This is a genomic window from Embleya sp. NPDC059237 (assembly GCF_042754105.1).
GTDB lineage: Bacteria > Actinomycetota > Actinomycetes > Streptomycetales > Streptomycetaceae > Embleya.
Genome location: NZ_JBHZAE010000001.1, coordinates 1667454 through 1681752, shown reverse-complemented (window position 1 = coordinate 1681752; position 14299 = coordinate 1667454). Strand labels below are relative to the sequence as shown.

The following is a 14299-nucleotide window of genomic DNA, read 5'->3' as shown; positions in this document are numbered from 1 at the left end:
CGCCCTCCGGGCGTTTGACGTTCGGTTTGTGTTGCTTTTGTGTTTCTCTTGTTTCGCTTTCGCGTCTCCAGCTTAGCACACCGTTTCGGCCGCTTTGCTTTCCTCGCTTTCGGCGTCCGGCGCGTTCCCGCGCTTTCCGCCTTTCAGACTCTAGCAGATCTTCCGACCCGCTTCGTCCCGCCGCTTCGGGCATCGGGAATTCGCATTTCCGAGGCATTTGGCGGCGCCCGCCGACTTTAGCGGAGCGCATTCCGATCGCCTAATCGGTGATCGGGGATTGTGCTCGCCTCCCGGGCGGACTTCGCAACAGTACACGGCCGGGCCCGGAGCGCCAAATCGCTCCGGGCCCGGCCGCTCGTACCTCTCCCCACGGCCTCGGCGGCGGGTCACCGTCGCCTCGCCGCCAGCTCAGCGCAGCCTCAACGCCCCTTCCCCGTCCGCGTGTTCGGCCCCGGCGCGGTGTTCGGGCCCGCCTCCGTCACCGGGGCCGTCGGGGTCACCTTGCCGTCGTGTGTGAAGCCGATGCCCTTCAATGTCGGCATTGCCGCGCCGTCGCCGGTCAGCTCCACCCGGTATTGCAGGAATCGCGACGACGTCCCCACCGTGTCCCCCGGCTTGGCCAGGTCCTTCCACGGTGTCCAGCTCGCGTCGGGAATCGCGGTGGTGCCGGTTCGGACCGATACCCGCAGCGTCGTGCCCTTGGGAATGTCGGCCTGCCAGTCGCTCGCCAGCCACGTGACCATTTGGCCGGCGTCCAGGGCCTTGGATACGTACGTACCGGTGCGAGCCCGGTCCAGGGTGAGGGCGTCGGGGCGGTCGCCGCTGACCGCTCCGCCCGAGACCGTGCCGTTGGTGAAGTCGAAGGCGCCCGTCTCGGCGACGCCCGGCCTCGGCATGACCAGGCGGGCCGTGTCCTTCTTCTTTCCGCCGCCGCCCGTCCAGGTCCCCTCGTTACCGGCCGTGTCGATGCCCGCCAGGCGGAAGGCGTACGTCGCGCCGGCGCCGAGGTGGCCGAGCTTGGCGTGGTGGGTGGTGGTGCGCTGCTTCGCGTCCGTGTATACCGGGCGCACCGCGGCCGCTGTGTCGCCGAGCAGGACCGACGTCGTGGTGGGCTTGTCCGTCTTCCAGGTCAGGTCGGCGCTGCCGTCCGGCCAGGTCTTGACCGCGACGTCGCTGATCACCGGGGCCTTGCGGTCGGCCTTGGGGGTGCGGAACTCGGCGGGCTTGGCGTTCGGGGCGGGCCAGGTGGTGCGGTCGCCCTTCGCGTTCACCGAGGTGAGTCGGTAGTAGTAGGTGGTGTCGGGCTTGAGCGCGCCCAGGGCCACCTTGTGCTCGCCGGCCGTCTCCACGCTCTGCTGGGTGATGGGCAGCTGGTCCGGCTGGGTACCGAGCTGCATCTCCGTGGTGGCCGGGACGTCCGTCGTCCAGGTCAGGGTGCCCGAGCCGTCGGGTGCCGGGGCCGCCTCGGCCCGGGCGATCAGCGGAGCGACCGGGGTGGCGTAGGTGGCCGTGTACGCGCCGGAGGTCCCGTCGAAGACGGCGTACTCGATGCCCTTGATCGTGGTCTTCTGGAAGGTGACCGGGGCGCCGCCCCGAGACAGACCGGTGAGCGTGGTGCCGCCCGAGCCGGTGGTCGGGAGCATCGTCATCAGGTTCGTCGCGGCCGCGTTCTGGTTGACCGTGAAGGTGACCGTGTTGCCGACCCGGTTCAGGCCGGTGACGGTCGAGGCGTTGCGCGCGTCGGTCCAGTCCAGGAGTTGTTTGGCGGAGACGATCGGGACGTTCTTCGCTTTCGCCGAGGCGATCAGCGCGGCCTCGATGTCGAGCTGGCCCACGTTGCCCACCCCGCCGTTGGCGTTCGCCGAGTCGGTGTGGTTGTTCATCACGAACGCGCCGTAGAAGCCGTCGTTGTTGGCACCGCTGACGAGTTGGTCGAACGTATCCGGATAGACCTGTTGGAATTCGTCGTTGATCTGCGTGGTGCCCTGGTAGATGTCGATCATCTGACCGCTGGGGTCGGTGAAGCGCATCGGGAATCCGGAGCCGGTGAAGAATCCGGGACTGGCCTTCATCAGCGCCCCGCCCCAGGTGTTCTTCCAGTAGTCGGGCATGTAGTAGTAGTTCGTGTCGAGCCGGATTCCCTTGGCCCGGGCGATCGTCGCGTTGGAACTCCAGTCCGGCCAGATCAGGCAGTGGGTCCGGTTGGTGGTCGGCTTCAGCGGGGCGTAGCGGGTGAAGTCGTCCAGGCTGTTCTCGTACACCGCGGAGAGTTCGGCGTTGATGTCCGCCTGCGAGGCGCCGGCGCGCATCTGCGGACAGCTGCCGTTCTCGTCGACGTGTCGGGCGATCTCGAAGCCCTGGGCGGTCCAGTTCTGTACGTCGGACACCGGGGGTGCCTGGGTGCCCTGGGGTCCCGGGCCCCAGACGTAGATGGTGCCGCGCATACATTTCCAGTTCCGGACTGCGGCGTCGCGCAGGGCCGCGATGGGGCTGGAGCAGTTCGGGTCGGAGCTGTTGTTGTTGTAGCGGGTGACCCGACCCTGCATGTCGCTGAGGTTTTGGCCGTGGTTGTCGCCGGTGGAGACCATCACGACCTTGAGCAGGTCGGGCGCGGCGGTGGCGGCGTTGCCGGGCAGGTACCAGGTCCTGGGGATCGGGGCCTTGGCGCGGTTGCCGATCTCGATCAGGTTGGCGAGCAGGCGCTGCTGTTCGTCGGCCTGCGGGACGCGGACGCGGCTGAGGTCGACCCAGTCCGGGTAGAACATGTCGTCGGCGCGCATCAGCGGGCCGCCGCTGTCGGAGAAGTTGTCGTTCTCGACGCCGGCCTGGGCGGGGTTGCCCTGGCGGGTCTGCACGATGGAGCGGGCCAGGTCGTAGGTGAAGGCGGAGGCGGTGCCGCTGCCGACGGTGCGGGTGGTGACGGCCGGGCCGAGCGGGCTGGTGCCGGTGCGGGTGTACAGGTCCGCGACGCGGATCGTGCCGACGCCGCCGGGGACCGTCCATACGTCGGCGGGGCCGTGGTACTGCATGCTCAGTTGGCTGTAGATGCCGGCGCCGGGCGCGGTGCCGCTGTCGACCTTCATGTATTGGTTGGCCTGGAAGCCGCCGGAGGTGCCGAGGCCGAGCAGGCCGGCCAGGGCGGCGCGCGGGTGCATGGCGATCAGGTTGCCGCCGGCGTTGACCCACGTGGTGAGGTCGGCGACCAGTTGTGCGGAGGGTGCGAAGTCGCCGAGGACGACGGTGGTGTAGCCGTTCAGTACGGTCGCGGTGACCGTGCTCGCGTCCTTGACGGCGAAGGAGTTCAGGCCCTCGGCGCGCAGAATCTCGGTGTAGTAGCAGCTGAAGGGATTCGAGTCGGCCTTGATCACCAGGATCGGGCCGGTGTTCGGCGCGTCGCACGGCGGGGTGGGCGGGGCCTGGCCGGTGGTGAAGGACCAGTTGGCGTCGGGCATCGCGTTGTCGGAGCGGTCCTTGACCCCGCCGACGGTGAGTGTGTACGGCGTGCCGTAGGCCAGTTCGGCGTTCGGCTTGAGGGTGAGTTGGGTCGGGTTGGTGGGGTTGTCGAATTCGAGTTCGGTGGGTATGACCGTGCCGTTGCGCTTGAGTTCGAAGGTCAGGCCGGTGGTCTTGAGCGGTTCGCTGAAGGTGACCGAGGGTTGTACACCGGCGAGTACGCCGTTGGCGTTGGGCGTCGGCGACTGGTCGGTGATGGCGGGGGCGACGGTGTCCTCGGCGTTGGTGCTGAAGACCACGTCGACCCAGTAGTTGCTGCCGTTCCAGCTGTCGGTCGGGTAGATGCTGCCGGCGTTGTACTTGTAGACGCCGTTGCCGCCGTCGACCCCGTCGGCGAGTGCGCTGATCATCGTGTTGCCGACGGCCTGGGAGAACGACGCGGTGTTGGCCGGGTAGTTGCCGTTGGGGGCGAAGTAGGAGGCGACGTAGGTGACGCCGGCGTGCACGGTGATCGGGGTGGGCAGGTCGACGGTTTGCCAGCCGGTTCCGGTGCGGTTGACGTTGGGTACGGTGGCGAGCCGGGTCTGGGTGTTCTTGTCCCACAGGCTGACCGCGTAGGGGCCGGTGCTGCCGGCGAGTTTCCAGAACCTGATCGACTTGATCTGGCCGTCGGTGGCGGTGCGGAACTTGACGCCGACCTCGACGCTGTTGTTGTCGGTCTGGTTCGGGGTGGTCGGGCTGACCGGGCCGGTCCAGATGCTGGTCTCGATGTTCTGGGTACTGCCGTTGCCGGTGGTGAAGGACCAGGACTTGGTCGCCGCGGTGTTGCCGGCGGCGTCCTTGGCCCCGGACACGCTCACGGTGTAGCCGGTGGACGCGGCGAGCGCCGAAGTGGGCGTGAACGTGGCGGTGTTGCCGTTGTAGGACGCGGAGCCCGGGACGGCCGGGCCGCCGGTCGCGGTGACCGCCCACTGCACGGTGGCGGCTTGGACCGGTTCGCTGAAGGTGACGGACAGCGGTGCGGCGGTGGCCACTCCGGTGGCGTTGGCGGCCGGGACGGTCTGGGTGACCGTGGGCGGCGTGGTGTCGGCGCCGGGGACGAAGGAGACGTCGACCCAGTAGTTGCCGGCCCGGTAGGAGTCGGTCGGCATGCCGCCGCCGGGGTTGTACGTGTAGACGCCGTTGCCCTGGGTGCCGTTGCTCGCCGGGGCGACGAGTTGTTCGACCGTGCGGTCGGTCGCGAAGTAGTCGGCGGTGACCGTGTAGCGGCCGACGGGCGCGACGTAGGAGGCGATGTACTCGGTGCCGGCGGTGACGGGGATCGGCGTGGCGAACGTGGCGCTCTGCCAGCCGGACGTGCTCTCGCCGGTGAAGGTCACCGAAGTGGCGGTGCCGGTGCCGGTGTTCCAGATCCGGCCCGTGTGGGTGCCGGTGTTGGCCGCGTCCTTCCAGAACTTGACCTGGGTGATCGTGCCGTCCTGGGCGGGCTTGAAGCGCACGCCCAACTCGACGGCCACCGCGTCGGTGTCGGTCACCGCGCCGCCCGGGGTGGCGCCCGCGAACAGCGAGCACGGACTGCATGGTGCGGCCTGGGCCGCGGTGATCGGGGCGAACAGGGTGAACAACAATGCGCCGATCGCGGCGAACGTGATGCTCGCCCATGTCCCTCGGCGTTGTCGAAGTCCCGGTCTGGTTCTGGCGCAGGCAACCTTCATCGAGTTGGTGCTCCTCAATGGCATGACGGTCGGTCGTCGGTTCGTGGGTGCGGGCGGGCGTGGGCGCGCCGGAACTCGGGTCGCCGCGCCCGTCCCGGAGACCGGGCCGCCGGCGGCGTGTTGCCGTCGGCGACGCGGTTTCCGTGGGTCGGTTCCGGGTGGTGCCGGTTGCCGGCGCCGGGACCCGGGCCGGGACGGGTTGGTGGGAACTGGCCGGTGGAGACTGGTTGGTGGGAGCCGGTCCGTGAGGACTAGTTGGTGGTGAAGACGACGTCCACCCAGTAGTTGCTGTCGTTCCAGGTGCCGGTCGGGAAGCCGGTGCCGGTCGTGTACACGCCGTTGCCGCCGACGGTGCCGGAGGCGGGGGCGGTGATCGGTCCGGTTCCGGCCGCCGCCGTCAGGCCGCCCTCGGTGGAGGAGTAGCGGCCCACGGGCGCGTAGTACGAGGCCACGTAGGTGGTGTTGGCGGCGATCACGACCGGTTGGGCGAAGTTCACCTGTTGCCAGCCCGACGCGGTCTCGCCGGTGAAGGTCGCGCTGGTCAGGATGCTGCCCGCGGCGGACCAGATGGTCCCGGTGTGCGTGCCGGTGTTGCTCGGGCCCTTGTAGAACCGCAGGCCCGTGATCTTCCCGGGCACCGTGGTGCGGAATTTGACGCCGAGTTGCATGCCGGCGGTGTCGGTGTCGGAGAGTACGGCCGGCGTCGCCGTCGCGGGCCAGATGGTGCAGGACGGGTTGCAGGTGGGCGGCGGGGTGCTGCCGGCCGTGGTGAAGGACCAGTATTTGTCGGCCATCGGCGTACCGTCGGCGGATTGTGCGCCGCCGAGGGTGACCGAGTAGGTGGCGCCGGGTATCAGGTCGGTGGCCGGATCGAACGTGGCGACCCTGGTCGTGGCGTTGTAGCTCGCGGTGCCGGTGACCCGGCCGCTTTCGCCCCGGTCGATGGTCCAGACGATCGTCGCGGGCTGTACCGCCACATCGAACGTGGCGGTGATGTTGCCGCCGACCGGGGCGAAGCCCTCCCCGCTCGCCGGGACGGTCGTGGTGACCTGCGGCGCGGTGCCGGTCGGGCCGCCGTTGGTGGTGGTGAACACCGGGTCGACCCAGAAGTTGGAGTCGTTCCAGGTCGAGGTCGGGAATCCGGTGCCGTAGCGATACACCCCGTTGCCGCCGGCGGCATTGCTCGCCGGTGCGGTGAGCGGGCCGCGGATGTGCGCGGTGGTCAGGCCGCCCTGGTCGGCGGAGTACCTGCCGTTGGGGGCCAGGTAGGACGCCACGTAGGTGGTGCCCGCAGTGACCGCCACGGGCTGAGCGAACGTCACCTGCTGCCAGCCGGACGCGGTTTCGTTGGTGAACGTGGCGGTGGCGAGTCGGGTGCCGGAGGCGGACCACAGGGTCCCGGTGTGCGTGCCGGTGTTCGCGGTGTCCTTCCAAAAGCGCACGCCGGTGACGAAGCCGGCCCGGTCGGGTTGGAACTTGACGCCGAGTTCGGTGGCGGCGGTGTCCGGGTCGGGTCCGGCCGAGGGTTGGTCGGTCGGCGCCCACAGGGTGCATGGACACGTGACGGGTTGCGGCGGGCCGCCGAGCGTGACGGTGACGCCCGCCGACGGGGTCTCGGTACGGGCGCTGTCGTCGGTGGCGCGGGTCTTGATGGTGATCGAGCCGCCGGCGCCGGTGGTGAACACGTAGGTCCAGTTGTCCCGGCCGGTGGTGGCGGGGTGCCAGGTCGCGCCGTTGTCGACGGAGACCTCGACGCCGCCGACCCGGCCGCCGGTGTCGGTCGCGGTGCCGGTAATGGTGACGTTGGAATTGGTGGGCAGGCTGCCGCCGTTGGTCGGCGCGGTAATGGTCGAGGTGGGCGGCGTGGTGTCGGTGCTCTGGGTCGCGGCGACCATGCCGCTCATCAGCGTGCCCGGTTGTACGCCCATGTCGGCGAACAGGTTGATCGTGGCCTGCTGCATCGCGGTGTCCACGGTGCCGTTCGCGCCGACCCGGTACACGTCCAGGCCCCAGGCCCACTGCACGGTGCCCGCGCCGAAGACGAGGGCGCCGCTGGGCGCGCGGTACAGGGTCAGGCTGTGCGTGGAACTGCCGTCGGCGTAGGTCGAACCCTGGTCCTGGAGCACCGACATGCCGGACTTGACCGTGGTGGACAGGCGGATCAGGCCCGCGGGTCGGGCGCCGTTGTCCAGGTCGGAGTCCCACTCGTAGCCCAGAGTGCCGCTGCCGAGGGTGGTCTGCGCGGTGAGGCCGAGGGTGGCCAGGCGGGTGTTGCGCCACAGGCGCAGCCGCCCGTCGGCGCCGTTGGCATTCATGTCGGTGGTGCAGCAGTTGACGGTGAAGATGGTGCCGGTGACGCTGTTCTCCGGTCGACCGCCGTCACCGGGTGGCGAGAAGCGCGGGTCGCGCCAGGTGCCGGTCCACATGCTCGGGCCCAGCGGGTCGATCGACTGGTTCGCGTGGGTGTCCTTGTAGGCGACCAGGTTGCGGTGGTCGGGACCGTTGCCGTTGATCCCGCCGTTCTCCCAACGGGTCTTCCAGAACATCTCGTTGCCGGAGAAGAAGGCGAGGTTGACGCCCGCGTCCCGGGCCGCCTCGACGTTGGCGCGTTGTGGGCCGGACCAGTATTCGTCGTGGCCGACGGACAGGAACACCTTGTGGTTCTTGATCAGTTGGCCGCGTCGATCGGTGTCGACGCCGGTCGTGTAGGAAACGTCGTAGCCATTGCGTTCGATGAAGCGCAACATCGCGAACTCGGCGTTGAACAGCGAGTCCTCGGGGTTGTCGGCGCGCGTGGTGAACGGCCGGTTGTAGCTGACCTTGTAGGCGCGCCCGACCGGTTGTCCCGTGTACAGGTCGTTGCCGCCATAGGCGTTGTATGCCTGCCATGTGGTGTCGGAGGACTGCATCAGCAGTGCCGAGTGCGACGCGTCGTTGCGGACGATGAACGGGATCTGGCTCGCGCCGGAACTGCCGTCGGTGCGGGTGGGTTTGGCGATGTAGTAGCCGGATACCGCGTCGGCGGGCACGGTCCAGGACGCGGAGTCGGTCCAGTCGGAGCAGTCGATCAGACCGGTCACCAGGTTGTCGATGTCGCAGTCGTCCTGCCGCTTGGGCGTCGTGGCGGAGGCCGGGATCGTGTAGACCTTGCGCGCGCCGTTGCCGTTGTACCAACCGAGTCGGTAGATGTCGACGCGGTAGGAGCTCGCGGTGGTGTCGATCCGGAACTTGATCTGGCCACCGGCGTTGACGCTGATGTCCGTGGAGTAGCCCTGGATGGAATTGCTGCCGGCGCCGCTGACGTCCCATTCGGTCCGAGGATTGCCGGTCTTGCTGTTCTCGCAGGCGACGGCGTTGGCGACCGGCGCGTCGCAGGGACCCGCGGCCGCCTTGGGTGTCTGCGGTGCCGCGACGGTCAACGCGAGCAGTAGCGCGAACAGTGTCGGCACGGTCGCTCTGCGCAGCCTTGGTCTGGGTATCTTCATGAGTGTCCCCCACCCGAATATCGGTCCCCGGGGCGGTGTCCCGGGGCCGAGATACGGGAAAGTGTGGCGTACGTTCCGGCCTGTTGTCCGGGTTTTGCCCTCTCGTGCAGCGGGCCGTGGGTACAGTGCGGGAAGCCGGGGGTGGGGCGACTCCGGGTCGGGCCCGGGGAGTTCGAATCGGCGGCTCGGGTGGGGATGGTAGGGCGCGACGGTCCGGGGGGACTTTGTGAAGGTAGTGATCACCGGCGGTGCCGGTTTCATCGGCGCGAATCTGGCCGCCTCGTTGCAGGGTCACGATGTGGTGCGCGACGTGCACGTGGTGGACGATCTGTCCACGGGGTCGTTGGCGAACCTCACCGGGTTGAAGGTGACGTTGCATCAGGGCTCGATTCTGGAACCGGAGTTGCTCGACCGCGCGTTCGAGGGTGCGGACGCGGTGGTGCACTTGGCCGCGTTGCCGTCGGTGCCCCGGTCGGTGGAGGCACCGCTGGCCAGCCACCACGCCAACGCGACGGGCACCGTGGAGGTGTTGGAGGCGGCGCGGCGGGCCGGGAACATCCACGTGGTGGCCGCGTCCTCGTCGTCGGTGTACGGCGCGAATCGCGAGTTGCCCAAGCGTGAGGACATGCGCACGGCGCCGCTGAGCCCGTACGCGGTGAGCAAGTTGGCCACCGAGGCGTATCTGATCGCGTACGGCAACTGCTACGGGCTGCCGGTGTTGCCGTTCCGGTTCTTCAACGTCTTCGGCCCCGGCCAACCGGCCGATCACGCGTACGCCGCGGTGATTCCGCGCTTCGTGGACGCGGCGTTGGCGGGTCGGCCGCTGGCGGTGCAGGGCGACGGCGAACAGACGCGCGACTTCACCAACATCGACAGTGTGTGCGCGGTGTTGACCGATGCGGTGTTGCGCCGGGTGGTCTCGGACATCCCGGTCAACCTGGCCTTCGGCTCCCGGACTTCGTTGAACGCGCTGATCGCCTTGTTGGCGGATGTGCTCGGGCATGCGGTCGAGGTGGAGCACACCTCGCCCAGGCCCGGTGACGTGCGGGACTCCCAGGCGGACGGGTCGCGGCTGCGCGCGTTGTTCCCGGCGGCCGAGCCCGTCGAGTTGCGCGACGGGCTGGCCCGGACGGTCGAGTGGTTCCGGTCGCGGCTCGGCTGAGGCGCGGTCGGGCGGGTCAGTCGTCGGCGGGTGTGCGGAGGGGGCGGGCGGGTGCGCCCACCACGGTGGTGCGGGCGGGTACGTCGCGCGTGACCACGGCGCCCGCGCCGACGAAGGCGTCCGGGCCGATGGTCAGGCCCTGTAGGACGACGGCGTTGCTGCCGACGGTGGCGCCCGCGCACAGGTGCACGTTGCCGGAGATGTTGGCGCCCGGATACACGGTGGCGCGCGCGTCGAGCACGCTGTCGTGGCCGATGGTGGCGTTGTAGTGGACCTGCGCGTGCGGGCCGAGGGTGACACTGCTGGAGACGTACGCGTTGGCCTGGACGAGGCAGCCGGGCGCGAGCACCGTATCCGGCGCGATCACCGCGCGCGGATGTACGAGGGTGGCCGGGCGCAGGCCCTGCCGCTCCAGCAGGAGGGCGAGCCGGGCCCGGGCGGCGGGCGCGGCGATGCCGACCAGATATTCGCCGCCGCCGGCCTCGTCGGGGCGCAACACCGGCAGTCCGCGCACCTGTTCGCCGGCGCGGGCGTCGTCGAGGAACGCGGTGACGGTGAGCGCGGCGGCGAGCGCGGTGTCGAGGGCTTCGCGGCCGACGCCGCCGGCTCCGCAGATGTAGAGCTGCATGGGGGACATCCTGGCACCGCCGGGCGGTCGGGGTGGGGCGCACACGAACGCGAGCGTGGGCACGAACGCGGTCGCGGGCGCGGCAGGACGGGCCCGGGTCGTCGAGTGGAAGCGAATGGTGCGGTGAGTACTGACCGAGAAGGCGACCTTCGGGTCCGCGGCAGGGCGCGATATCTGTCCCGATTGGATCCGCTGGGTGCCGCGCTGATCGCGGTGGCGGCGTTGTGGGCTCCGGTGGCGGCGGCGAACCGGGTGGGTGCGCCGGGGAGGTATCTGCTGGCGTTGGCGGTCGTAGCCGGGGCGTACGTGCTGGGGCGGCTGTGCGGCGGGCGGTTCGCGTTACCCGTGCCGGCGATGCTCGCCGGCGCGGTGACGGTGATGTTGGTGGTGTGGCCCGACGCGGTGAGTGGGGACGCGACGGCACCGCCGTTGGATTATGGGAACGCGGACGGCGCGCTGGTGGCGCAGGGGGTGGGGGCGGCGTGTCTGGCCGCACTGGCCGCCGTGTCGGGTCGGTGGCGGGCCGGACTCCTGGTGTTGGCCGGGGTGTTGGTGGTGGGTACGTTCGCGACGCGGTCGGTGGCCGCGGCGGCGGGTGCGCTGGCGGTGTTGTCGACCGCGCTGCTGGCGCCGCTGGTGCGGCGGCGGGGCACGGTCGTGGCGTTGTCTGCGCTGTGTGCGGCCGGGGTGGTGCTGGGCACCGTGGTCCTCGGGGCGCTGGGTACGCGGACGGAGGGCGTCGAGGGCGCCGCCCGGGCGGGGTTGACCGAGCGTCGGGTGCAACTGTGGGGCGACGGCGTACATCTGACGAAGCGTTTCCCGGTGCGCGGGACGGGTCCCGGCACGTTCGTACGGAACAGTCCGACAGTGCGTTCGGACGCGGATGTGCACTCGGCGCATTCGATGTGGCTGCGGCAGAGCGCCGAGCAGGGCATCCCCGGCGCGCTGTGTCTGGTCGTCGTGGTGGGATGGGTGTACGTGCGGTTGTGGCGCTCGGCGCGGTCGCCGGCGGTGGTGGCGGTGGGATCGGTGACCTTCACGGCGTTCGTGGTGCAGGCGTCGATGGACTATGTGGCCGAGTTTCCGGCGGTGTTGGCGGCGGTCGGGGCGCTGGTGGGGGTGGCGACGGCGGGGCCGGACGCGCGGGTGCGGGCGGTTCCGGCGGTGGGGGCTTCATAGCGCGGGCGCGGTCTTTTCCGGCGTGATCGGGTAAACGAGGCGGCCGAAGGCCGAAGTTGCCGGGGTCGCGGTTTGTCCGGGTCAGCCTGATTGAGGGCTTTGCGCGACTTGCCCGCTTCACCCGATCTATGCTCGGGAAACCTCAGATGAAGCTCAGATCCGTCACGTCGAGGCGGGTCCCCGTCTATTTTGTGGAATCGCCGCACCACGGGCGCACCTATTTCCCAGGCAAGGGGAATGTCACGTCGATTCGCAGGTTTGTCGATCTGCGTGCAGGATTGCCGGAATCCCGTTTCGAGTTCGTTGCGGGATTTTCCAGAGAATGAGAACAGGCGGGACGGACGGTCCGGGGGGCCGTCTGCCGTTCGGGTGGGTACGAGCCCCGACATCCCGTTGTACGTGCAGGTCACTGCCCTGTCATCAGGCGGGCGTGGGACCGGCCGGCCGCCGGGCCGGCGCGGTGAACCGACGTCTCGCCATGCCCCCGAAACGGTGTCGGATGGTTCCGAAAAGCCCAACTCGAAATTCTGCGCCGGCTCTTTCGAATACGCTGCGCGACTGCTTCAATGCCCACTGATCTCCGGGTGGCCCCGGTATCACCTGTTCAGTGGGAGGGCACGATCAGCAGCACGACGGCCGCCAATCCTTTCGGCGCGGACTTCTGGAGCGGCAACCGGGGCGTGGGCTGGCTCGCCCTGCTCGAACTCGTGATCCTCGTCGCGGTGTTGCTGCGTGTGTTGTCCCGACGGGCGGGCCCGCGCGGCCTGTTCCGCGGGTTCGGGCATCAGGTGACCGCGACGGGGCGGGCGTTCGCCGCGCCGTTCCTCGCCTGGCGACGGGATCGCCGCGGGGTCGCGGTGCTGGCCCGGCATCTGGGTGCGCCGGAGACCTTCGAACGGGCCGCGCGAGCGCTGGGCGCGGCCCGGGCGGCGGGGGCACGGCCGTGGGCGGTGGTGCTGACGGGCGAGCGCGTGGCGGTACGGCTCGCGGCGATCCGGGCGCCGGAGGTCGCGGAACCCTGGACGGTGGACCCCGACGACGCGCTGGTATGGACGGCCGCGGTGGCCGATCTGGGGGTGCCCGAGCCGACGGAGGTCGGGCCGCTGCCGATCGTGGTCGGGTTGATCGGGAGCGATGTGGTCCTGCTGGATGCGGCGGCGGTGGGGCCGGTGGTCACGGTGACCGGGGACCGGGCGGGCACCGATCTGGGCCATGCGTTGACCGCACAGCTGGTTCGGCGGTTGCCCTCGGGTGTGGTGGGCGTGGCTCACGGTGTGCATCCGGGGTTCGCCGGGCGGTCGGCGGCCGAACTGGCCGCCGATCCGGCGGTACGTGTCCTGGTGTGCGCCGAGCCCGCTCCGGAGGCGGCGGGTGAACCGGCGGCGTTCGCGGCGCAGCCGGGACGTACGGTGCTCGTCCTCGGGGAGGTGCGGGGGCGGCGGCTGAGCCTGCGTCCGGACGCCTTCGGCGTGTTGCCGGCCGCGGACGGCCTGGGTCCGGTCGAAACGGCCGGCTTGGCGCGGGCGGTGGCCCGCGTGATCCGGTCGGGGCGCCCGACGGGGCCGACGGTGAACCCGCCGAGCACGACGCCGCCGGCGGCGGACACGGGCCGGCCGGTACCGGGGGTCGTGGGCGGAACGAGTGTGGGGCGGGCGGGAGTTGCGGACGCCGCGCCCGTGCGGGTCGGTGCGGGAGCTACGTCCAGAAACGGCACGGATGTCGGCGGCGGCGCGCTGGACCGGGCGGACGGTGTGATCGCGCCCATCGGTGAACAGGGCGCGGCCGGCTTGGGAGGCGGTACGGCCGGCGCCGGCGGGGCCGGTCGAGTCGGCGATGTGGCCACGATCGGTGCGGTCGGCGCGCGGACCGGCGGTGACCTGGCCGCCGGCTCGGGTGTGGGCGGTGACGGTGGCCCGGTCGGGGGTGCCGCTGCGGCGGTGGAGCCGGGCGGGGCGGAGTCCGCCGGCGGGCGCAGTGGATCCGCCGGGCATGGGTCCGGCTCGGCGGGCAGCGTGGGCGACGGGCGGGTGAGTACGCGGGCCTCCTCGGGCGGTGCCGCCACGGCTGCCGCGCCCGCATCGGGTCTTGCGGGTACCGGCGCGTCGACGAGCGCTTCGGCCTCGGCTGCCGCGTCCGCGTCGAGCCCTGCGGGTCCTGCGGCTGCCGGCGCGTCGACAGGCACTTCGGCGTCGGCGTCCGCGACCGCCGCCGCGGATGCGGGGGTTCCGGGGCGGGCTCGATCGCGCGTGTCGCCGTCGACCGCCGGTCAGCGGCGATCCGACGTCGATCTCCGCTCCGAAGGCGGGGCGGTGTCGGCCTCCCCCGCACCCGAAGCGACCCACCGTCCGACTCCGGCGGCCTCGCCGCGTCCCACGACCGCAACTCCCACGGCATCCGCGAACACCGGATCGCCGACCACGCCACCGACCCCCGAAAGGCCACCGGCCGCAACCACCACCGGCCGCCGACCCCCGGCCTTCGCCTCGGCCCGCCGACCCCACCAACCCACCGAACCACCCGCAGCACCTTCGGCAACCGCCGGATCCGAGCCCCCCGCCGAGCCCCCGGCAACCACCGGATCCGAGCCCCCCGCCGCGTCCGACGTGCTCGGGGCGGATGAGTTCGCCGCCCCGCCCATCAACCCCGCCCGGCCGTGACCGTCGTCCGTGTGCTTCTG

The 14299-nt window shown here is 70.7% G+C and carries 6 protein-coding genes; 3 read left to right on the top strand and 3 right to left on the bottom strand.

The window, feature by feature from the left end; translation table 11 throughout:
- Positions 1-419 precede the first annotated feature (419 nt).
- Together ACFXKZ_RS07075 and ACFXKZ_RS07070 are read right to left on the bottom strand one after the other, a co-directional pair.
- Positions 420-5168, bottom strand: a complete 4749-nt coding sequence (locus ACFXKZ_RS07075; RefSeq protein WP_379997224.1) for a DUF4082 domain-containing protein — start codon at positions 5166-5168, stop codon at positions 420-422.
- 251 nt (positions 5169-5419) lie between these two features.
- Complete coding sequence (locus ACFXKZ_RS07070) at positions 5420-8653, bottom strand: DUF4082 domain-containing protein (protein ID WP_379997222.1); 3234 nt, start codon at positions 8651-8653, stop codon at positions 5420-5422.
- 226 nt (positions 8654-8879) lie between these two features.
- Between ACFXKZ_RS07070 and ACFXKZ_RS07065 the strand changes: the two genes are divergently transcribed.
- Complete coding sequence (locus ACFXKZ_RS07065; RefSeq protein WP_379997220.1) at positions 8880-9815, top strand: NAD-dependent epimerase/dehydratase family protein; 936 nt, start codon at positions 8880-8882, stop codon at positions 9813-9815.
- 16 nt (positions 9816-9831) lie between these two features.
- Here the strand turns inward: ACFXKZ_RS07065 and ACFXKZ_RS07060 are convergent, their stop codons facing one another.
- Positions 9832-10443 (bottom strand): NeuD/PglB/VioB family sugar acetyltransferase, encoded by a 612-nt coding sequence (locus tag ACFXKZ_RS07060; protein WP_379997218.1) that lies wholly within the window; start codon positions 10441-10443, stop codon positions 9832-9834.
- Between the two features lie 123 nt (positions 10444-10566).
- Here ACFXKZ_RS07060 and ACFXKZ_RS07055 point away from each other — a divergent pair, with 123 nt between their 5' ends.
- Both ACFXKZ_RS07055 and ACFXKZ_RS07050 read left to right on the top strand, forming a co-directional pair.
- Entirely contained in the window at positions 10567-11622 is a 1056-nt protein-coding gene (locus tag ACFXKZ_RS07055; RefSeq protein ID WP_379997216.1) for an O-antigen ligase family protein, read from the top strand.
- Between the two features lie 566 nt (positions 11623-12188).
- On the top strand, positions 12189-14279 hold the full coding sequence (locus ACFXKZ_RS07050) for a hypothetical protein (RefSeq protein ID WP_379997214.1): 2091 nt from the start codon (positions 12189-12191) through the stop codon (positions 14277-14279).
- Positions 14280-14299: the final 20 nt, after the last annotated feature.